Annotated in this window: 18 protein-coding genes; 17 read left to right on the top strand and 1 reads right to left on the bottom strand. The window is 51.6% G+C overall.

From position 1 onward, the window contains the following. Nucleotides 1-6: 6 nt before the first annotated feature. The 17 genes from purM to DP119_RS14820 all read left to right on the top strand — a co-directional run bounded on the left by purM (nucleotide 7) and on the right by DP119_RS14820 (nucleotide 20,413). Nucleotides 7-1,068, top strand: a complete 1,062-nt coding sequence (gene purM / locus DP119_RS14900; RefSeq protein ID WP_112233896.1) for a phosphoribosylformylglycinamidine cyclo-ligase — start codon at nucleotides 7-9, stop codon at nucleotides 1,066-1,068. Then, a complete protein-coding gene (purN, locus tag DP119_RS14895; RefSeq protein ID WP_112233895.1) occupies nucleotides 1,058-1,642 on the top strand; it encodes a phosphoribosylglycinamide formyltransferase in 585 nt (194 codons plus the stop codon). Before purM ends, purN begins: the two co-directional genes overlap by 11 nt. A gap of 11 nt (nucleotides 1,643-1,653) precedes the next feature. Next, complete coding sequence (gene purH, locus DP119_RS14890) at nucleotides 1,654-3,189, top strand: bifunctional phosphoribosylaminoimidazolecarboxamide formyltransferase/IMP cyclohydrolase (protein WP_112233894.1); 1,536 nt, start codon at nucleotides 1,654-1,656, stop codon at nucleotides 3,187-3,189. A 16-nt stretch (nucleotides 3,190-3,205) separates the two neighbouring features. Further along, on the top strand, nucleotides 3,206-4,456 hold the full coding sequence (purD, locus tag DP119_RS14885; RefSeq protein WP_112233893.1) for a phosphoribosylamine--glycine ligase: 1,251 nt from the start codon (nucleotides 3,206-3,208) through the stop codon (nucleotides 4,454-4,456). Nucleotides 4,457-4,646: 190 nt separating this feature from the next. Continuing rightward, nucleotides 4,647-5,237, top strand: a complete 591-nt coding sequence (locus DP119_RS14880; protein ID WP_112233892.1) for a GNAT family N-acetyltransferase — start codon at nucleotides 4,647-4,649, stop codon at nucleotides 5,235-5,237. A 146-nt stretch (nucleotides 5,238-5,383) separates the two neighbouring features. Beyond that, nucleotides 5,384-7,123: an adenine deaminase C-terminal domain-containing protein gene (locus tag DP119_RS14875; RefSeq protein WP_112233891.1), complete on the top strand. Its 1,740-nt coding sequence runs from the start codon at nucleotides 5,384-5,386 to the stop codon at nucleotides 7,121-7,123. After that, complete coding sequence (locus tag DP119_RS14870) at nucleotides 7,120-8,169, top strand: DUF3048 domain-containing protein (RefSeq protein WP_112233890.1); 1,050 nt, start codon at nucleotides 7,120-7,122, stop codon at nucleotides 8,167-8,169. Before DP119_RS14875 ends, DP119_RS14870 begins: the two co-directional genes overlap by 4 nt. Before the next feature lie 43 nt (nucleotides 8,170-8,212). Then, the gene (locus tag DP119_RS14865) at nucleotides 8,213-8,533 is read left to right on the top strand and encodes a YerC/YecD family TrpR-related protein (protein ID WP_112233889.1); all 321 of its coding nucleotides are present in this window, start codon (nucleotides 8,213-8,215) and stop codon (nucleotides 8,531-8,533) included. 128 nt (nucleotides 8,534-8,661) lie between these two features. Beyond that, nucleotides 8,662-9,363 carry a heptaprenylglyceryl phosphate synthase gene (gene pcrB, locus DP119_RS14860; protein ID WP_112233888.1) on the top strand — a complete coding sequence of 234 codons (702 nt, stop codon included), beginning with the start codon at nucleotides 8,662-8,664 and terminating at the stop codon, nucleotides 9,361-9,363. 31 nt (nucleotides 9,364-9,394) lie between these two features. Then, nucleotides 9,395-11,611, top strand: a complete 2,217-nt coding sequence (gene pcrA / locus DP119_RS14855; protein ID WP_112233887.1) for a DNA helicase PcrA — start codon at nucleotides 9,395-9,397, stop codon at nucleotides 11,609-11,611. Nucleotides 11,612-11,626: 15 nt separating this feature from the next. Continuing rightward, a complete protein-coding gene (gene ligA, locus DP119_RS14850; RefSeq protein WP_112233886.1) occupies nucleotides 11,627-13,633 on the top strand; it encodes an NAD-dependent DNA ligase LigA in 2,007 nt (668 codons plus the stop codon). A 12-nt stretch (nucleotides 13,634-13,645) separates the two neighbouring features. Then, nucleotides 13,646-14,776: a CamS family sex pheromone protein gene (locus DP119_RS14845; protein WP_112233885.1), complete on the top strand. Its 1,131-nt coding sequence runs from the start codon at nucleotides 13,646-13,648 to the stop codon at nucleotides 14,774-14,776. Between the two features lie 100 nt (nucleotides 14,777-14,876). After that, a complete protein-coding gene (gene gatC / locus DP119_RS14840) occupies nucleotides 14,877-15,167 on the top strand; it encodes an Asp-tRNA(Asn)/Glu-tRNA(Gln) amidotransferase subunit GatC (RefSeq protein WP_058381395.1) in 291 nt (96 codons plus the stop codon). An 18-nt stretch (nucleotides 15,168-15,185) separates the two neighbouring features. Continuing rightward, on the top strand, nucleotides 15,186-16,655 hold the full coding sequence (gatA, locus tag DP119_RS14835; RefSeq protein ID WP_112233884.1) for an Asp-tRNA(Asn)/Glu-tRNA(Gln) amidotransferase subunit GatA: 1,470 nt from the start codon (nucleotides 15,186-15,188) through the stop codon (nucleotides 16,653-16,655). Then, nucleotides 16,652-18,082, top strand: a complete 1,431-nt coding sequence (gatB, locus tag DP119_RS14830; protein WP_112233883.1) for an Asp-tRNA(Asn)/Glu-tRNA(Gln) amidotransferase subunit GatB — start codon at nucleotides 16,652-16,654, stop codon at nucleotides 18,080-18,082. Before gatA ends, gatB begins: the two co-directional genes overlap by 4 nt. A 754-nt stretch (nucleotides 18,083-18,836) precedes the next feature. Beyond that, on the top strand, nucleotides 18,837-19,397 hold the full coding sequence (locus DP119_RS14825) for a thioredoxin family protein (protein WP_112233882.1): 561 nt from the start codon (nucleotides 18,837-18,839) through the stop codon (nucleotides 19,395-19,397). A gap of 101 nt (nucleotides 19,398-19,498) precedes the next feature. Continuing rightward, nucleotides 19,499-20,413, top strand: coding sequence for a diacylglycerol kinase (locus tag DP119_RS14820; RefSeq protein WP_112233881.1), 915 nt, complete (start codon nucleotides 19,499-19,501; stop codon nucleotides 20,411-20,413). Nucleotides 20,414-20,477: 64 nt separating this feature from the next. On the opposite strand, the gene DP119_RS14815 is transcribed toward DP119_RS14820, so the two are convergent. Then, nucleotides 20,478-20,912, bottom strand: coding sequence for an NUDIX hydrolase (locus DP119_RS14815; RefSeq protein ID WP_068868587.1), 435 nt, complete (start codon nucleotides 20,910-20,912; stop codon nucleotides 20,478-20,480). Between the last annotated feature and the right edge of the window lie 77 nt (nucleotides 20,913-20,989).

Genomic DNA, 20,989 nt, shown 5'->3' with positions numbered 1-20,989 from the left:
ACCGAAGTGTCTAAAGCGTATGAAAAAGCAGGCGTCAATATCGAAGCGGGCTATGAAGCCGTCAAGCGGATGAAATCCCATGTCGAACGCACCGCGCGTACAGGAATGCTGGGTGCATTCGGCGGGTTCGGCGGCATGTTCGATTTGTCCGAGCTGAATTTGAAACAACCGGTTCTCGTTTCGGGAACAGATGGTGTCGGCACGAAGTTAAAACTGGCTTTCATGGCGGATAAGCACGATACGATCGGTGTCGATTGCGTCGCAATGTGCGTCAACGATATCGTTGCACAAGGTGCGGAACCTTTGTTCTTCCTCGATTATATTGCTTGCGGCAAAGCGGTTCCTGAAAAGATCGAACAAATCGTCAAAGGCGTTGCAGATGGCTGTGTAGATGCAGGCGCGGCGTTGATCGGCGGAGAAACGGCTGAAATGCCGGGGCTTTACGATGAGAATGAATACGACATCGCCGGCTTTGCGGTCGGTGCTGCCGAAAAAGCGGATATCGTGACAGGCGAGCGCATCCAAGCGGGCGATGTCTTGGTGGGGCTTGCTTCAAGCGGCATCCACTCAAACGGCTATTCGCTCGTCCGCCATGTTCTATTGGGCGATGAGGAAAGTTCGTTGGACGAGAAAGTGGCGGGCTTTGAAGAGCTCGGCACACTCGAGTCCTTGCTGCTCGAGCCGACAAAAATTTACGCCAAGACCGTCGGGGCGATCCGCAAACAGGCGGACGTCCACGGCATGGCGCATATCACGGGCGGCGGCTTTATCGAAAACTTGCCGCGCATGATGCCTGAGGGGCTAGGCGTTGAGATCGAACTTGGCTCCTGGCCGGTGCTTCCGGTATTCGACCTGTTGAAAGCAAAAGGCGAACTGGCAGACCGTGATCTGTATTCCGTGTTCAATATGGGCATCGGATTTGCAGTGGCCGTTTCTGAAGCGGATGCACAACAAGCGATCCAGGCAGCCGAAGCGAATGGAGACAAAGCCTATGTGATCGGTAAAGTGACAGAGATCGAGGGTGTCCAGTTCCAAGGCAGTCAGGACGGGACTTTACATGAAAAATAGAACAAAAATGGCCGTTTTCGCTTCTGGAAACGGCTCTAATTTTCAAGCGCTTTACGAAGCAACTCAAGACGGGCGTCTCGATGCGGACATCGTTCTGGTCGTGGCGGATAAGCCGTCTGCGTATGTGTTGGAACGGGCGAAGCAGGCAGGAGTGCCGGCGTTCTCGTTTACACCACGTGAGTATGCGTCCAAACAAGCATATGAGTCGATGCTGGTGGAAAAATTAGATAGAGCGGGTGTCGAGTGGCTCGTGCTGGCCGGGTTTATGCGGTTGATCGGCCCGGTTTTGCTCGGGGCTTACGAAAACCGCATCGTTAATATCCACCCATCGGTGCTGCCGGCGTTTCCCGGAAAAGATGCGATCGGCCAGACGCTAGAAGCAGGGGCAAAAGAGGCTGGTGTCACCGTGCATTTTGTCGACGAAGGCATGGACACGGGAGCGATCATCGCACAGCGCTCATTTACAGTAGATGGCGCCGACCGTGAGACAGTGGAACGCAAAATCCATGAAATCGAGCACCACTTATACCCTGAGAGTTTGCAGCAATTATTCAGCCGGCAGCAGTCGGTCTAGGAGGTCCATGAATGAAAAGAAGAGCATTGATGAGCGTATCGGACAAATCCGGCATTTTGGAGTTTGCCCGTGAACTAGTAAAAATGGATGTAGAAATCTTATCAACAGGCGGCACGCGCAAGCATTTGGAGGACAATGGCGTTCCGACGACGGCAGTGGACGAAGTGACCGGTTTCCCTGAGATTTTAGGTGGACGCGTGAAAACTTTGCATCCGCTGATCCATGGCGGTTTGCTGGCGAAACACGACGATAGCGAACACCAGCAGCAAATGAGCGACAACGGCATCGCACCGATCGAATTTGTCTGCGTCAATTTGTACCCGTTCCGCGAAACGATTTCAAAACCGGATGTGACAGTCGATGATGCGATTGAAAACATTGATATCGGCGGCCCGACAATGTTGCGTTCGGCGGCGAAAAACCATGCTTACGTGACGGTTATCGTCGATTCCGGTGATTACGAAGCGGTGCTTGCGGAACTGCACGAGCAGCAAACAACGAGCCCCGAGCTGCGCCGGAAACTCGCAGCGAAAGTATTCCGCCATACCGCGGCGTATGATGCCTATATTTCCAATTACTTAACGGAACTGACCGATGAACAATATCCGGAGCAGTTGACCCTTACATATGAATTGTCCCAAGCGCTGCGCTACGGGGAAAACCCGCACCAAAAAGCAGCGTTCTATAAGAGCGCGCTCGGTTCGGATTTCTCGATCGCACATGCCACGCAATTGCACGGCAAAGAGCTTTCCTATAACAATATCCAAGACGCCAATGCTGCGCTGCAGATCATCAAGGAATTCACGATGCCGGCAAGTGTCGCAGTGAAGCATATGAACCCGTGCGGCGTCGGGACCGGTGCTACTCTTTCCGAATCGTTCAAGAAAGCGTATGAAGCGGACTCGACATCGATCTTCGGGGGCATCGTCGCCTTGAACCGTGAAGTCGACCTCGAGACGGCACAGCAATTGTCGCAGATTTTCCTCGAGATCGTCATCGCGCCATCGTTCACGGTAGAGGCGCTTGCAGAACTCGGCAAAAAGAAAAACATCCGCTTGTTGACGGTGCCGTTTGAAACGAAACGCCGCGACAAATGGAACACGGTTACAGTCGAAGGCGGCTTGCTCGTCCAGGAGCCGGATACATTCGGCTATGAAGATGCAGATATCCGTGTCGTGACGGAAAGACAGCCGACAGAACAAGAACTCGAAGCCTTGAAACTTGGCTGGAGCGTCGTCAAGCACGTTAAATCAAATGCCATTGTCGTGTGCGATGAGTCGATGACTTTAGGCGTTGGTGCAGGACAGATGAACCGCGTTGGTGCAGCCGCCATTGCACTCGAACAGGCAGCTGGCAAAGCGCAAGGCGCAGCGATGGCATCGGATGCTTTCTTCCCGATGTCCGATACGGTGGAAGCGGCAGCGCAAGCCGGCATCAAAGCGATCATCCAGCCGGGCGGTTCAAAAAAAGACCAGGAGTCGATCGATGCGGCGAACGCGCACGGCATCGCGATGGTCTTCACAGGCGTCCGCCATTTCAAACATTAATCGGAGGTGCACGGCTATGAACGTATTGGTCATCGGTAAAGGCGGGCGTGAACACGCACTTGCCCATCAATTCGCCATCTCGCCATCGGTTGCGAAAGTTTATGTGGCGCCTGGCAATGACGGCATGGAACAGGACGCACAACTCGTTGACATCAGCGAGACGGATTTCGCAGCTTTGGCGCAGTTCGCCAAGGACAATGATATCGACTTTACATTCGTGGGGCCGGAACAGCCGCTGTCAGAAGGCATCGTCGATTTCTTTGAAGAACGCGGCTTGAAGATCTTCGGGCCGAACAAAGCGGCAGCGCGCATCGAAGGCAGCAAAGCGTTCGCCAAGGAATTGATGAAGAAATACGCGATTCCGACCGCAGCTTATGAAAGTTTTTCAGATACTGGGGCAGCTATCAACTACATCAAGCGGCAAGGCGCGCCGATCGTCATCAAGGCGGATGGGCTCGCAGCCGGAAAAGGCGTCGTCGTGGCACAAAGCGAACAAGAAGCAATCGATGCCGTAAAGGACATGCTCGACGGGCAAAAATTCGGCGACTCGGGATCGACCGTCGTGATCGAGGAATTCTTGGACGGGGAGGAATTTTCCTTCATGTCATTCGTCCAGGATGGCAAGATCTACCCGATGGTCATCTCACAAGACCATAAGCGCGCGTTTGATGGCGATAAGGGGCCGAATACAGGCGGCATGGGTGCTTACTCGCCGGTGCCGCAGATTTCGGAATCGGTTGTCGAAGAGACTTTCGCGAAAATTGTCCGCCCGACGGTAGAGGCGATGGACAGCGAAGGCACTCCGTTCAACGGCATTTTATACGCCGGAATCATTTTGACGGCTGGTGGCCCGAAAGTGATCGAATTCAATGCGCGTTTCGGCGATCCGGAAACGCAAGTGGTCTTGCCACGGCTGAAGACCGACCTCGGCGCGTTCATCTCTGCCATTCTGGACGGCGGGGAAATGGAGCTTGAGTGGGATGTACGCCCTGTTCTCGGTGTGGTCATTGCAGCGGATGGCTATCCGGGAAATGTGGAAAAAGGTGCGGTCTTGCCGGAGCTGGGTGGCTTAGCGGACGTTACCGTCACCCATGCCGGCACGAAGCTCTCTGAAGGCCGTTTCGCTGCAAACGGCGGCCGCGTGCTGCTTGTCGCAGGCAGCGGGGAGACCTTGCAAGACGCCCAGACAACCGTCTATCAGGCACTTGGCAAATTGGAGTGGGACGGTTTCTTTTACCGCACAGATATCGGCTGGCGTGCAATATAAACGAATAATTGTTATAATAGAATGGCACAATTTCATCATGAAACTGTGCCATTTATTTATGCGGCACCTTGCCGCAGAGGATTTTCAAAAGCCCACTTTTACCTCTTTTACTAAACTCCAATTTTTATCCATCACTACCCCGGAACCAACAAAACCAGCAGGGCATTCAAACTCGGAAGGAGCAAAAATGATGAACTGGTATGAAAAGCTGAATCAATATTTCCCAGTGGAGGAAATGAAATCGAAAGAACATATGGACACGTTGCTGAAGGAAAAAGGCAGCGTCTACTACAAAGATGAGGGGCCGTATCACGTATTGATGTATGCGGAATTCCCAAGCTTCTCGTTCGTCGACTACCTATTCGTATCGAAAGAATCGCGCGGCATGGGCATCGGCAAGAAAACCTTGCAAATGCTGAAGGACAAGAACAAGCCGATTATCTTGGAAGTCGAACCGGTCGATTATGAAGACACGGATTCTGAAAAGCGCTTGCGCTTTTACGCGCGCGAAGGCTTCGAGCATGCCTCATCAATCGGCTATTGCCGCCGTTCGCTGGCGACTGGCGAAGAGAACTCGATGGAAATCCTTTATTGGGCGCCGAATGGTGAAACAGAAGAAGAGATTTTCGAAGCGATGAAGAAAATGTATGAAGACATCCATACGTATAAAGACGAGCATTTCTACGGTGAATCGTATGATCCGGTTTCTGATGTCCTGACGAGAAAAGAACAAGACCAGCAGGATATCCTGGAGCCTTTCAGCAATCCGGTCAATAAATAAGCGGAAATCCACGTCTCAGAGGCGTGGATTTTTTATGTCCGATGCAGCGGAAGAAACGCGCGTTTTCGCGTCCTTCTCTGTAAAAAAATGCATAATTATGCTAGTATACGATGTATGGATATTGAAAAGAGAGCAGGTGCCTTCGGATGGTAAACCCTTTATGGAGAAATACAGAAATACGGAAACAATTGAAGATTGTGTCGAAAGAATTGTCCCCCAGTCTTGTGCTGACGAATGCTACATATCTGCACGGGATATTTAAGAAATGGATGAATGGGAATATATGGATATACGGAGACCGTATCATTTATGCAGGGCAAGACATGCCGAAAATCGATGATTCGACAGAAGTCGTGGATGTCAGCGGAAAATGGGTCGTGCCTGGCTATATTGAGCCTCATGTCCATCCCTATCAATTATACAATCCGCAGCAATTTGCCGATTACGCTGCACAAGGCGGAACGACAGGGTTCATCTCTGACAACTTGCCGCTGTTTTTAGCTTTGGAAAATGAGAAAGCGTTTACATTATTGGACCGTATGGCGGAGCTGCCGTTCACTTTTTATTGGTGGACGCGATTCGATTCGCAGACGGAACTCGTCGGGGAGGACCAAAAATTCACCTCGAAAGCGGTCGGCGAGTGGTTGGAACGCCCTGACGTCATCCTTGGCGGTGAATTGACGGGTTGGCCCAAACTATTGGCTGGCGATGACCAGATGCTTTACTGGATTCAAAAAGCGAAGATCAGCCTGAAGAAAATCGAAGGGCATTTCCCGGGTGCTTCCGAGAAGACCTTGGCACGCATGAAACTGCTGGGCGCTGACGGGGATCATGAAGCGATGACCGTCGATGAAGTTGAGACACGCCTATTGCACGGCTACGGCGTGACGCTGCGCCATTCTTCGATTCGCCCGGATTTGCCGGAATTATTGTCAGGGATCGTCGAGCGTGAATTGAATGTGTTCGATAAATTGATGATGACGACAGACGGCTCGACGCCGGTCTTCCATAAAGACGGCGTGATGGATTTATGCATCCAAATCGCGCTCGATGCCGGCGTTCCAGCAATCGACGCCTATATGATGGCTTCGTATAATGTAGCGCGTTATTACAACCTGACGAGCTTGCACGGGCTGATCGCGACCGGGCGCTATGCGAATTTGAATATTCTCGATTCAATCGATAATCCGGTGCCGAGCGGCGTCATTTCAAAAGGGGTCTGGCTTAAGCGAGACGGCCAGAAAATGCGTTCACTCGACGATGTGGATTGGTCAGTGCTTCCGGAATTGGATCTCGATTTCGAATTGAACGATGATGATTTCCAGTTTTCGATGCCGTTCGGCGTGGAAATGGTCAATGATGTCATCACCAAACCTTATTCGGTGAGTGTCGACACGAATGTCGAGCGCTTATCGAAAGAACATGGCGAAAGCTTCCTTATGCTCATCGACAAGAACGGCAAATGGCGGGTCAATACATTGATCAAGGGCTTCGCCACGGAAGTCGATGGATTTGCTTCTTCCTATACGAATACCGGAGATATCGTGTTGATCGGTAAAAGCCGCAAGGACATGTGGAAAGCGTTTGAACGAGTGAAGCTCCTTAAAGGCGGCATCGTCTTGACCGAAGGCGGCGAGACGATTTGCGAATTGCCGCTTCCTATTGGCGGCATCATGTCCGAACTGCCGATGGAATCGTTGATGGAGCAGGAAACCGAGTTGAAGAGCGCATTGAAAGAGCGCGGCTATGAGCATGGCGACGCCGTCTATACCTTATTGTTCTTGATGGCGACGCATTTGCCGTATGTCCGCATTACCCAAAAAGGGATTTATGATGTCATGAATAAAACCATCTTATTCCCGGCATTCATGAGGGAACAGGGATGAAGAAATGGCTGATCTTGCTTGCATTGCTGATCGTTGCAGCGCTCTTGGCTTTTTGGCTGATCGGGCGGGAAGACGCCGAAGAACAGGAAACACCTGAAAACCCGGAAACTCCTGAGCCGGCTGAAATACCTGAGGAAGTGTTAACCATGGCCCCTTTCACAGGGATGCAAGGAGATGGGCCTTACGGCAGCCGCGCAGTGATGGCAGTCATCAATAATCATCCGGCTGCACGTCCGCAAACGGGCCTGGTTGAGGCGGACATAGTGTTCGAGTTAATTGCTGAATACAATATCACGCGTTTTTTGGCCTTGTATCAAAGCCAGTTCCCGGTGAACATCGGGCCGGTGCGAAGCGCGCGGGATTATTTCGTCGAACTGGCCGATGCCTATGACGCGTTTTTCGTTGCACATGGATATAGCCCCGAAGCGAAGCAATTGCTTGATTCAGGAGTGGTCGATCATATCAACGGCATGCAGTACGACGGGACTTTGTTCAAGCGTTCATTGGACCGTGTGGCGCCGCATAATTCCTATATCACCTATGAAAACGTCGAACTTGCGATGGAGATGACCAGCGCTTCACCCAGTTACAGCACGAAAGCACCTTATGCTTTCTCTGCACCGGGCAGTAATGATAAACTAGGGGGACAAGCTGCTTCTATAGAAGTAAGCTACGGCGGGGACCCGCTTTTTACGAGCACCTATACCTATGATGCGGAGTCGCAGCTTTACGGCCGGACATCGGGCGGAATCGCGACTGCAGATAAGGAAACGTCGCAGCCGATCGAAATCGCCAATGTGCTGGTCATTGAAACAGCGCATGAAACAATCGATGCCAAAGGGCGCCAGGAGATCGACTTGACTTCAGGCGGGCAGGCATTATTGTTCCGTGAAGGCAGCGTACAGGATATCACGTGGCGCGCAGAAAATGGCATGCTTGTGCCGGTTGGGGAAAGCGGGATAGCCGAATTGACGCAAGGCAAGACCTGGGTCCATATAATTCCGGAAACTCCCGGAATTGCCCAGGCGGTTCAGTATAGTCCGTAAAAGCAGGATAAATCGAAGAGCAATGAAAGGACGTTGAATGTGCATGCAAGTGGATAAGATTAGGGGGCCGCAGACCGATCAATTGATCGAAGCGGTGCTGGCATTGGAAAACAAAGAACAAGCCTATCGATTTTTTGATGATTTGTGCACGATCAGTGAAATCCAATCGTTATCGCAGCGCTTTGAAGTGGCCCATATGCTGCGTTTGAAAAAGACCTATGAAAAAATCAAGAACGAGACGGGCGCAAGCACAGCGACGATTTCCCGTGTTCGCCGCTGCTTGAACTACGGCAACGACGCATACGAGGAAATGCTCGATGTGCTCTATCCGGAAGAAAAAAACTTAGAGCTTCCGAAAGATTGACCAGCGAATGGCGCTGGTCGTTTTTTTATGTGTTAAATCTTTCGAGGCGGATGGATGGGAACAGAGTGTTGGGGGATCTTTTGTTATAATGGAAAGATGAAAACAAAAGTACAGTTAGGAGAATACATGTGGACTTTCAAACATGGCGGCATGTCTTTAAGCTAGACCCTGCGAAACAGATTTCAGATGGACATTTGGAACGAATTTGCGAATCCGGGACTGATGCCATCTTGATTGGCGGAAGTGATGATGTCACACTCGACAATGTCCTGGAGTTGATGGCCCGCGTGCGCCGCTATTCGGTGCCGGTTGCCCTGGAAGTGTCGACGGTCGAATCGGTGACGCCAGGCTTCGATTATTATTTCATTCCGACGGTGCTCAACAGCCATGACCCGAGATGGATCAAAGGGCTCCACCACGAAGCGATCCGCGAATACGGGGAGATCATGGACTGGACGGAAATCGTGCCGGAAGGCTATTGTATCTTGAATCCGGAATGCAAAGCGGCGCGCTTGACCGGGGCGGATGCCTCCTTGTCAGAAGAGGATGTGCTCGGATATGCCCGCATGGCGGAGCATTTTTTCCGCCTGCCGGTATTTTACCTGGAATACAGCGGCACTTACGGCGATGCGGAACTAGTCCGGAAAACAAAGAAAGTGCTTGCAAAGACCCGCCTGTTTTACGGGGGCGGCATCGATTCGGCAGAGCGTGCCAAGGAAATGGCGGCAGCTTGCGATACGGTCGTTGTCGGCAATATCATATATGAAGATTTGAAAAAAGCGCTTGCGACCGTCAAGGCAGTTGCGGAAACGGCTGAGCAATCGCTATAATAATAGGAACGAATGTTCGAGGTGGTGCACAATGGAAATAATCACGAAAAACTTGCTGCGGGGGATGAACCCCGAGCAGGAAGAAGCAGTCAAAACAACAGAAGGGCCGCTATTGATCATGGCCGGTGCGGGGTCCGGGAAAACGCGTGTGCTGACGCACCGGATCGCCTATTTGGTGCTTGAAAAACAAGTCTATCCATCCAATATCCTGGCGATCACTTTCACCAATAAAGCGGCGCGCGAAATGCGCAGCCGGATCGACGGCTTGCTTGGCCATGGGACAGGCGACCGCATGTGGGTATCGACTTTCCACTCGATGTGCGTGCGCATCCTGCGCCGCAATATCGACCGTCTGGGCTTTTCGAAAAGCTTTTCGATCCTGGATACGACCGACCAATTGACGGTCATCAAGAATGTCTTGAAGCAGCAGAATCTGGACCCTAAAAAATACGAGCCTCGGACGATGCTGAACGCCATATCCTCGGCTAAAAATGAATGCATCGATGCAGAAACCTTTGCAGCCAACGCCAACCAATTCAATCCATATGAAAAAACGGTTGCGGAAGTGTTCACGGGCTACCAGAAACGCCTAGAGAAAAACCAGTCACTCGATTTCGACGATTTGATCATGGTGACCTTGAAGCTGTTCGAAACGGTGCCGGACGTGCTGGGATATTACCAGGATAAATTCCATTATATCCACGTCGATGAATATCAGGATACGAACAACGCCCAGTACCAGCTGGTGCAATTATTGGCGAAGAAGTTCAAGAATATTTGCGTCGTCGGTGATTCGGATCAGTCGATCTACCGCTGGCGCGGGGCGGACATCACGAATATCCTATCGTTCGAAAAGGATTATCCAGACGCCAAAGTGATCATGCTCGAACAGAATTACCGTTCGACCAAGCGCATCTTGCAGGCGGCAAACGATGTCATCCAGAAAAACACGAGCCGCTACCCGAAAGAATTGCGCACCGATAACGAGGAAGGGCCGGCGATCACGCTCCATAAAGCGGGCGATGAGCGCCAGGAAGCCCAATATATCGTGCAGACCATCCAGAACCTCATGCAGGAAGAAGGATACAAAACCTCTGATTTTGCCATTCTCTACCGCACCAACGCCCAATCGCGCATTTTAGAGGAAATGTTCGTTAAATCCAATATGAGCTATACGATCGTCGGCGGCACGAAATTCTATGACCGCAAGGAGATCAAGGATTTGCTCGCCTACTTGCGCTTGATCGCGAACAATGAGGATGACCTATCGCTCGCCCGCATCATCAATGAACCGAAGCGGGGCATCGGGGCGACTTCATTCGAGAAGATGGCACGCTTTGCGATTGAACAGGACCGCACCATCATGGATTCCTTGCAGGAAGCGGATTTCATGGGCTTGACTGCGAAAACCGCACAGACCGCGCTCGAGTTCCGGGCGATGATTGCAGGATTTACGGAAATGCAGGAGTATTTGTCGGTGACGGAATTGGTGGAAGAAGTGCTGAAGAAATCAGGCTACCGCCAGATGCTCCAGAACGATAAAACGATAGAAGGCCAAAGCCGCCTGGAAAACCTGGATGAATTCCTGACGGTGACGCAAGCGTTCGAAAAACAAAGCGATGACAAGTCCTTGGTGGCGTTCCTAACCGACTTGGCGCTGATAGCGGACATCGATTCATTGGACGAGGAGGAAGAACAAGGCGACGGCCCGATCATCCTCATGACGATGCACGCGGCGAAAGGGCTGGAATTCCCGGTCGTGTTCATTGCCGGGCTCGAAGAAAATGTCTTCCCGCACTCGCGTTCGAACAACGACGAGGAAGAATTGGAAGAAGAACGGCGCTTGGCGTATGTCGGCATCACGCGCGCCGAGAAACGGCTGTATTTGACACACGCCTCATCGCGGACGATTTTCGGCAAGAGCAATTTCAACATGCCATCACGCTTCATCTCCGAAATCTCGGAAGACTTGATCGAACCGACTTTTGCCAACCACCGTGCAGGGGCTGCGACAAGCTACAGGCAAGCGCCGAAACGCAAAGCGGTCATGAAGCCGGCATATAAGCAATCAGGCGGAGACCGCCTCGGCTGGAAGACGGGAGACCGGGCGAAGCATAAGAAATGGGGCGTCGGCACAGTCGTCAATGTCAAAGGCGAAGGGGAACAAACCGAGCTCGATATCGCCTTCCCGAGCCCGACAGGCATCAAACGGCTGCTTGCGAAATTTGCGCCGATCGAAAAAGAATGAGCTGGAGGAACTTGAATGGACCGCATCAAAGCTGAAGAACGTGTAATCGAATTGAATGAATTGCTTCGAACTTACGGGCATGCCTATTATGTCCTCGACAAACCGAGCGTGCCCGATGCCGTATACGACCAATTGCTCAATGAATTGATCGAGCTGGAAAATTTATACCCCGACTTGATTTTCCCGGACTCCCCAACGCAGCGCGTCGGCGGGACCCCGCTGTCGAATTTCGAGAAAGTCCGCCACGAGCGGCCGATGCTCAGCTTATCAAACGTCTTCAATGAAGAAGACCTGCGCGATTTCGATAAACGCGTGCGCGGCGGTGCCGGGGACTCGGTGGAATACGTGTGCGAACTGAAAATTGACGGCCTGGCCGTTTCGCTTCATTACGATGACGGCAAATTCGTGCGCGGCTTGACGCGAGGCGATGGCCGTGTCGGAGAAGACATTACGGTCAACCTTCGCACGGTCCGTTCGATTCCGCTTAAATTAAAAGAGCCGGTGTCGATCGAGGTGCGCGGCGAAGTGTTCATGCCGAAAAAATCATTCCATGCGCTTAATGAACAGCGCGAAGAGCGCAGCGAGGAACTATTCGCCAATCCGCGGAATGCCGCAGCGGGTTCTTTGCGCCAATTGGATTCGAAAATTGCCGCCAAGCGCAACCTGGATGTTTTCATCTACGGCATCGGCGGCGACGGGGAGATATACGGCTTGAACGACCATGACGAGTCGCTTCGGTACTTGACGGATCTCGGTTTTAAAACGAATGGCGAGCGGAAAGTATGCCGCTCGGTGGAAGAAGTGCTGGAATACATCGAACAATGGACGGACGGGCGCAATGAACTGAGCTATGAAATCGACGGCATCGTCATCAAGGTCAACCGCTTCCTGCACCAGCAAGACCTCGGATTCACGGCGAAAAGCCCGAAATGGGCAACCGCGTATAAATTCCCGGCAGAAGAAGTGATGACGACGGTGCGCGATATTGAACTGAGCATCGGGCGCACCGGCGTCGTCACCCCGACAGCCATTCTGGAACCAGTCGCCGTTGCCGGCACTACGGTGCAGCGCGCATCGCTCCATAATGAAGACTTGATCCGGGAGCGCGACATCCGCATCGGTGATAAAGTGATCATCCGAAAAGCGGGCGATATCATTCCGGAAGTCGTCAAGTCGATTGTTGAGATGCGCTCCGGTGATGAAATGCCGTTTGAGATGCCGACCGAATGCCCGGCCTGCGGCAGTGAACTCGTCCGGATAGAAGGGGAAGTGGCGCTGCGCTGCGTCAACCCGAAATGCCCGGCGCAAATCGTCGAAGGCATGATCCATTTCGTCTCGCGCAATGCCATGAATATCGACGGGCTCGGCGAGAAAGTGATCGAGCAATTATACCGTGAAGGGCTGATCCAGGATATTTCGGATCTCTATGCGCTGACGAAAGAGCAATTGATGGAACTCGAGCGCATGGGCGATAAATCCGCCACCAACCTGATCGAGGCGATAGCAGCTTCCAAGAGCAATTCGATGGAACGCTTGTTGTTCGGCCTTGGCATCCGCCACGTCGGCGAACGCGGGGCGCGCATTTTGTCGGAGCATTTCGGTTCGATGGATCAATTGATGCAGGCAAGCTTGGAACAATTGATTGCCATCCACGAAATCGGTGACAAGATGGCAGATGCCGTCGTCACGTATTTTGAAAAAGAAGAAGTTGCAGCACTTGTGGAACGTTTACGCGAGCGCGGCGTCAATTTATCCTATACGGGCACGATCGTCCGCGTGGAAGAAGGCGCCAATGCGTTTGCCGGCAAAAAAATCGTGCTGACCGGCAAATTGGAAAATATGACCCGCCAGGAAGCCGGCGCGCGCATCGAGGCACTCGGCGGCAAATTGACCGGCAGCGTCAGCAAGAAAACCGATCTGCTGATCGCGGGCGAAGAAGCCGGATCCAAACTCGACAAGGCGCAGGATCTCGGCGTGGAAGTGTGGAACGAAGAACGCCTGCTTATGGAATTGAACGAATAAGGAGATTAGCATATGAAACGCATTTGGTGGATCCCGATCAGCATTTTGCTGCTTTCAGGATGTGTCCCTTCCGGTAATGACGAGGCGGAAGTGATCAATACAGAAGAAGAAGAGGCGGAAACGGCCATCATCCCGAGCATGCAGCTCGATGAACAATATTACCGGACGTTGTTGCCGTATAAGCAAAGTGCCACCCGCGGAAAAATCGTCAGCCGGCTGAATTCGCGCTACGACATCAAGGAAGCGGAGCATGGATTATTGCGCCTGTCGCAGCAGCAATTCTCGCCGGATGATTATTATTTCCAGGAAGGCCAAAAAATCACCGATGAAGAAGCCTCGCTTTGGCTCCAGCGCGAAAGCAAAGACAATCCGCAAGGGCTGAACCCGGCTGATGGCCGCAGCCAAGCGGAGACGGAAGATGGCGAACGCCCGCAACCGGAACTGCTCGCACACATCCTTGAGCAAAACTACCTTGTCAAAACCGGGGAGGACAAGATCCGCCTCGGTGGGGTTTCGATCGGGCTTGCCATGAATACGGTTTACTACAGCTCGACGGACAGCATCCCTTACGAGGAATCGATTCCGCAAGATCAGATCGCCGAAGAAGGCAAGCGGATGGCCGATGAAATCGTCAAGCGTTTAAGGGAGAAAGAAGGAATGGCGGACGTGCCGATCCTCATCGCTTTATTTGCCCAGAACAGCCGCAACGCGATGACGCCTGGGACCTATTTCTCTTATGGTGCAGCACCGAAAGGCGAGACGGAAGTGGCGAACTGGAATGATATCGACGAAGAGTATATCGTGTTCCCGACATCCGGCACGGACGAGCAATACCGGGATATCGATACGGCGTTCCGTAATTTCAAGCAAGATGTCGAATTGTACTTCTCGAATTTCACGAGCGTCATCGGCAAAGGCTTCTATCAAAGCGGTCAATTGCAGGAGATGAAAATTGAAATCCCGATCCAATTCTATGGCTCGGCTGAAGTGATCGGCTTTACGCAATATGTCACTGGCCTGATCCTGGATCATTTCCCGGACGACATCCAGATTGAAGTGAACGTCACGTCGACAAACGGCGCGGAAGCACTCATTTTACGGAAAGCCGGGGAATCGGAACCAGTTGTTCACATTTATGAATAACTGTGCAATTTAAAGGGGCAGCCGGCTGGCTGTCTCTATTCATTTTTTTAGAAAAATGGTATGATAGACCGTATGTTTATTGAATCCGGAGGTGTAGAAAATGGCGAAAATGACAAAAGAAGAAGTAATCGAAGTAGCTCACTTGGCGCGTTTGGCAATTACCGATGAGGAAGCCGTGCATTTTGCGGATCAATTGGAAGCGATCACCAATGCGATGGAATTGCTGAATGAATTGGATACGGAAAATGTAGAACCGACGACGCATGTATTGCCGCTGGTAAATGTGATGCGCGAAGACAAGTCGATCGAAGGCTTGCCTCGTGAATTGGTGATGAAAAACGTGAAAGAGCATGAAGGCGGACAAGTGCGTGTGCCAACGATTCTGGATTGATTGTGAGGAGGGAAAAAGATGAAGTTAGCTGATAAAACTGCAAACGAATTGCAGGAATTACTACATAGCAAAGAATTGACAATTGCGGATTTGACGGAAGCGACGTTCAAGCGCATCAAGGAATTGGACCCGAAAGTCGATGCCTTTTTGGCTTTGAATGAAGAGCAGGCGACAAAGCAAGCAGCTGAAATGGACCAAACGGATACAGGGGAACGCGGCCCGCTTTTCGGTTTGCCGATCGGCGTGAAGGATAATATCGTCACGGAAGGACTCGAGACGACAGCATCGAGCCTGATCCTGAAAGGCTTCAACCCGATCTACAACGCAACGGTTGTGGATAAATTGCGCGATGCCGGCATGGTCATCGTCGGGAAATTGAATATGGACGAATTCGCGATGGGTTCTTCCAATGAAAACTCTTACTATAAAAACACGAAAAACCCATGGAACTTGGAGACCGTTCCCGGCGGCTCGTCGGGCGGTTCAGCTGCGGCTGTAGCAGCAGGCGAAGTTCCGTTCACACTCGGTTCCGATACAGGCGGATCGATCCGCCAGCCGGCTGCTTTTTGTGGCGTCGTCGGCATGAAGCCGACATACGGGCGCGTTTCCCGTTTCGGACTGATCGCTTATGCGTCATCGTTCGACCAAATCGGCCCGATCACCCGTACCGTCAAAGATAACGCCCTTCTGTTGAATGCCATTGCCGGGCACGATGAAAAAGACTCGACATCTGCCAATGTCGAAGTGCCTGACTTTACAGCGGCACTCACTGGCGACATTCAAGGCCTTCGCATCGGCGTGCCGAAAGAATATTTCGCAGAAGGCGTCAGCGAAGCATCGAAACAAGCAGTGAAAGATGCGCTGAAAGTATTGGAAGAAAAAGGCGCGACATGGGAAGAGATTTCCTTGCCGCATTCCAAATACGCGCTTTCCACTTATTACATCCTGGCTTCATCTGAAGCATCGTCCAACTTGTCCCGCTTCGACGGCATCCGTTACGGCTACCGTACGGAAAAAGCCGGCAGCTTGCTTGAGTTCTACATGAATACACGCTCTGAAGGCTTCGGCGACGAAGTGAAGCGCCGCATCATGCTCGGCACTTACGCACTCAGCTCTGGTTATTACGACGCTTACTACAAAAAAGCGCAAAAAGTGCGTACTTTGATTAAGCAGGATTTCGATAAAGCTTTCGAAAACTTCGATGTCATCATCGGGCCGACAACGCCGACACCGGCATTCAAGATCGGCGAGATCATCGATGACCCGCTGACGATGTATGCGAACGATATCTTGACGATTCCTGTCAACTTGGCAGGCGTTCCGGCCATTTCGGTCCCATGCGGATTCGATAACGGCTTACCGCTCGGCTTGCAGATCATCGGCAATTATTTTGATGAGGAAACCGTCTACCGCGTCGCGGATGCTTTTGAGCAGGCGACCGGGTTCCATAAAGAAACACCGCAAACATGGGAGGGAGCAGCACAATGAATTTCGAAACGATCATCGGGCTTGAAGTCCACGTCGAACTGAAGACGGAATCCAAAATGTTCTCGCCTTCCCCGGCTCATTTCGGTGCAGAACCTAACACCAACACAAACGTAATCGACCTCGGCTACCCTGGGGTATTGCCGGTCGTCAACAAGACGGCAGTCGACTGGGCGATGAAAGCGGCACTCGCATTGAACTGCGAAATTTCCCGCCACACAAAATTCGACCGCAAAAACTATTTCTATCCGGATAACCCGAAAGCATACCAGATTTCCCAATTCGACGAGCCGATCGGCGAGCACGGCTGGCTGGAAATTGAAGTGAACGGCGAGAAAAAACGTATCGGCATCACGCGCCTCCATATGGAAGAAGATGCGGGGAAACTGACACATACCGGAAACGGCCATTCCCTTGTCGATTTCAACCGCCAAGGCACGCCATTGATCGAAATCGTCTCGGAGCCGGATATCCGTACGCCGGAAGAAGCGTATGCGTATTTGGAGAAAATCAAATCGATCATCCAATACACAGGCGTTTCCGATGTGCGCATGGAAGAAGGCTCGCTTCGCTGCGATGCGAATATCTCCTTGCGCCCATACGGCCGTGATGAATTCGGCACGAAAACCGAGCTGAAGAACTTGAACTCGTTCAACTTCGTCAAAAAAGGCTTGGAGCATGAACAGATCCGCCAGGAACAAGTATTGCTTGCAGGCGGCGTCATCGAGCAGGAAACACGCCGCTACGATGAATCGACGGGTAAAACCGTCTTGATGCGCGTCAAGGAAGGCTCGGATGATTACCGTTACTTCCCGGAACCGGATTTGGTCGACATCGTCATAGACGACGCATGGCTTGAGCGCGTGCGCGCAGAAATTCCGGAACTGCCGGATGCCCGTAAAGCCCGTTACGTATCTGAACTTGGCTTGTCTTCTTACGATGCCATGGTGTTGACTTTGCAGAAGCCGATTTCCGACTTCTTCGAAGCGACCGTCAAAGCTGGGGCCGATGCGAAACTGGCATCGAACTGGCTGATGGGTGAAGTGTCCGCTTACCTTAATGCCCAGAATAAAGAGCTTGAGGAGACGGAACTGACGCCGGAAGGACTTGCCGGCATGATCAAATTGATCGGCGAAGGCACGATTTCTTCGAAAATCGCCAAGAAAGTCTTCAAGGAATTGATCGAAAAAGGCGGCGACCCGAACAAGATCGTCAAAGCGCAAGGCTTGGTGCAGATCTCGGACGAAAACGTATTGCTTGAGTACGTCACCAATACTTTGGACGCCAACCCGCAGTCGATCGAAGATTACAAGAACGGGAAAGACCGCGCAATCGGCTTCCTCGTCGGGCAAATCATGAAAGCGACAAAAGGGCAGGCCAACCCGCCGCTCTTGAACAAAATCCTCCTCGAGGAAATCGCGAAACGTTAATCAGGAAAAGGATGGCTCACTCAGCCATCCTTTTTTTGTGGATTATTTTAGTCAAGTGGATTGGGGAAGTTCGTAGTTTAATGAGGAATATTATTGCTTGAGATTCCGCTTCAAGGGGACGCTTTCCCTGACAGGGAGGTTTATAGTGAAAGTAAGTGATAGGGGGAGACTCCGCTCCAAGGGGCACGTTTGCCGAGGGGCGGGTGTTGAGCCAAGGTGGCAAAGGGCGCGCCACCATTGTCTCGCCAGCCCGCGCGGCCCCTTTCCGCTTCATCTCTAAGTATAGTGGGGAAATGAAATTCACTGTCACTAAAATTAATATGAATAGTTTTGGACAGCTTTGTAATTGCGTAAAGAATAGCTAGTGAACCATCTTTTCCGCTATCAACTCTAGCTAGGCGTCTTCACAAGCGGACGAATATAATAAAAAAAGACGCGTCCTCGCATGCAACATCCAATGAAATCCAAAAGCCGAACCGCGCAAACGGGCGAGCCGATGCAATAAGACAAGTGTTCTTCTTGGCTTATTGCAAGAGGCCAGCCCAAAGCGGGAGGCGGTTATCTCGTGATAAAATGTATTATGAATTATCCATCTCGCTCTCACGTCTAACTTGCTGCTCCACATTCTGCATTATAAAACAGCAACCGACTGCGAAATGTAGCGTTAATTGGAACAATTCCACAGCTTTTTGCTTAAAAGTTTGCCGCCAAGGGAAAAGAACAGGTAAACTGTTTTGTAAGGAGACGTGATAGAATGATGACGGAGCTGGAATATTTTGAGCATGCCATCTCACTGGAGAAATATATGGCGCAGATGGAATCCAACCAGGAAAAAACCTACGCGATCTATGAAAAATTCGAGTTGCCGGACGATCCGGAATTTATCGATATGCTGAAGCGGCAGCGTTTGCACATCCTGGCGATTACCGAAGACTGGTGCGGCGATGCGATGATGGTCAATCCGATACTCCGGAAACTGGCGGAAGCGGCAGATCTCGAAGTGCGCTGCGTTTACCGCGACGATAATCCCGAACTCATGGACCGGTATTTGACGGACGGCGGCAAGTCGATCCCCAAATATATTTTCTTGTCCGAAAACGGGGAAGTGAAAGGGTCGTGGGGGCCGCGTTCACCGAAAGTCCAGCAGATGGTCGACGAAAAGAAAGCGAAACTGCCCGAGAAAGAAGATCCCCAATACGAACTGCATTGGAAGACCGTAATCGGGGAGATTTCGGACCGCTTTACATCCGACCCCGAGCTCTGGCAAGATACGTATGAAGACATTCGCAAGAGTATGCAGAAAAGCTTGGCTTAACATTATATAGACAGCCGGCTGCAGAATGCCCCGTCCGCGGGAACTTTCTGCAGCCCTGTCATGTCCTGTTTCTATAGAATGGTCCAGAAAGGCTGAATCCGATGAAACGAGCACGCATAATTTATAACCCGACATCCGGCAGGGAACTGTTCCGCCGCCACCTTCCGGAAGTGTTGGAAAAGATGGAAGTCGCAGGATATGAAACGTCCTGCCATGCGACCACCTGTGAAGGGGACGCAGTGAAAGCGGCGGAGTATGCCGTCGAGCGCAAATTTGACTTGGTAGTGGCAGTCGGCGGGGACGGGACGCTCAACGAAGTCGTCTCCGGAATCGCCAAATATCCGGAACGCCCGAAAGTGGGCCTGATTCCGATGGGCACGACCAATGATTTCGCACGGGCGGTGCGCATCCCGCGAGATATCAACCGTGCTGTCGATATCATTATCAAAGGCGAATCGATCCCTGTCGATATCGGGGTCATGAACGATGACCGCTATTTCGTCAATATTGCCGGAGGCGGGCGCTTGACCGAATTGACATATGAAGTCCCGAGTAAGCTCAAGACGGTGCTCGGCCAATTGGCGTATTATTTGAAAGGTATCGAGATGATTCCTTCGATTCGCTCATCCCGTGTCCGCATTGAATATGACGGGCAAGTGTTCGACGACAAAGCGATGATGTTTTTGATCGGGCTGACGAATTCCGTCGGCGGTTTCGAAAAACTGGCGCCGGATGCCAGCATCAACGACGGCAAATTCACCTTACTCATCCTGAAGGAGTTGAATATGGCGGAATTCATCCGCGTGGCATCACTGGCGCTTCGCGGGGAGCATTTATCCGACCCGCATGTATTGTACGTGAAAGCGAGCAAGATTTCAGTGACTTCCAATGAACGTGTTTTGCTGAACCTCGATGGCGAGTTCGGCGGCATTTTGCCGGCCACATTCGAAAACCTGGCCCGCCATATTGAGATGTTTGTACCGCTCGAGTATATTAAAGAAAAAGACCGCAAGTAAAAAAAGCGATCCCCGCCCCCCGATTCCAGGGTGCGTGGATCGCTTTTTTGTTTGTGCCTCAAGTTCAATACTCCAGCAGTTCGATGGCTTCGTCCTGGTCAGCCGCGAGCTTCGGCAAATCTTCGATTGGTTCCCAGCGGTACTGCACGACAAGCCCGTTATCGCGCCCTTCGCTTTTGATCGTATGCTCGAATTCATCGACTTTTTCGCCGGTGTATTCAAAATGGAAGATGTTGCGCTCGTATGCCTTATCTTTATGCGCCGGGTAGTAATTGTATTTATGGATTTTCCCGACGAATTCCAGCACATCGCGCGGCAAGCCGGTTTCTTCTTTCACTTCGCGGTAAAGGGCATCGATCAATAATTCGCCTTCGCCAATCGTCCCGCCTGGCACCTGCAACCCGACTTCCGGTTCGCCTTTATACTCGAATACAAGCAGTTCACGGTTGTTTTCTTCGCCTCTAGTAATGTAGGCAAATACCTTTCTTCTTGTTTCCATATGAATCATCCTTTTCTTTTGTTCATTATAGAATACTAAAAATTCAGCAAAATTTCAATGGGGATGTATTTATTTTG

The organism is Planococcus maitriensis, from assembly GCF_003289925.1.
Classification (GTDB): Bacteria; Bacillota; Bacilli; order Bacillales_A; family Planococcaceae; genus Planococcus; species Planococcus maitriensis.
This window is presented reverse-complemented; position numbering and strand designations above follow the sequence as displayed.

Excerpts from the sequence above, each read along its gene's own strand:
- DP119_RS14875 (WP_112233891.1), top strand. The coding sequence starts at position 5,384 with ATGGTAAACCCTTTATGGAGAAATACAGAAATACGGAAACAATTGAAG.
- purH (WP_112233894.1), top strand. The coding sequence starts at position 1,654 with ATGAAAAGAAGAGCATTGATGAGCGTATCGGACAAATCCGGCATTTTG.
- gatC (WP_058381395.1), top strand. The coding sequence starts at position 14,877 with ATGGCGAAAATGACAAAAGAAGAAGTAATCGAAGTAGCTCACTTGGCG.
- DP119_RS14815 (WP_068868587.1), bottom strand. The coding sequence starts at position 20,912 with ATGGAAACAAGAAGAAAGGTATTTGCCTACATTACTAGAGGCGAAGAA.
- purN (WP_112233895.1), top strand. The coding sequence starts at position 1,058 with ATGAAAAATAGAACAAAAATGGCCGTTTTCGCTTCTGGAAACGGCTCT.
- DP119_RS14825 (WP_112233882.1), top strand. The coding sequence starts at position 18,837 with ATGATGACGGAGCTGGAATATTTTGAGCATGCCATCTCACTGGAGAAA.
- DP119_RS14880 (WP_112233892.1), top strand. The coding sequence starts at position 4,647 with ATGAACTGGTATGAAAAGCTGAATCAATATTTCCCAGTGGAGGAAATG.
- purD (WP_112233893.1), top strand. The coding sequence starts at position 3,206 with ATGAACGTATTGGTCATCGGTAAAGGCGGGCGTGAACACGCACTTGCC.
- gatB (WP_112233883.1), top strand. The coding sequence starts at position 16,652 with ATGAATTTCGAAACGATCATCGGGCTTGAAGTCCACGTCGAACTGAAG.
- DP119_RS14865 (WP_112233889.1), top strand. The coding sequence starts at position 8,213 with ATGCAAGTGGATAAGATTAGGGGGCCGCAGACCGATCAATTGATCGAA.
- DP119_RS14845 (WP_112233885.1), top strand. The coding sequence starts at position 13,646 with ATGAAACGCATTTGGTGGATCCCGATCAGCATTTTGCTGCTTTCAGGA.
- gatA (WP_112233884.1), top strand. The coding sequence starts at position 15,186 with ATGAAGTTAGCTGATAAAACTGCAAACGAATTGCAGGAATTACTACAT.
- pcrA (WP_112233887.1), top strand. The coding sequence starts at position 9,395 with ATGGAAATAATCACGAAAAACTTGCTGCGGGGGATGAACCCCGAGCAG.
- ligA (WP_112233886.1), top strand. The coding sequence starts at position 11,627 with ATGGACCGCATCAAAGCTGAAGAACGTGTAATCGAATTGAATGAATTG.
- DP119_RS14820 (WP_112233881.1), top strand. The coding sequence starts at position 19,499 with ATGAAACGAGCACGCATAATTTATAACCCGACATCCGGCAGGGAACTG.
- DP119_RS14870 (WP_112233890.1), top strand. The coding sequence starts at position 7,120 with ATGAAGAAATGGCTGATCTTGCTTGCATTGCTGATCGTTGCAGCGCTC.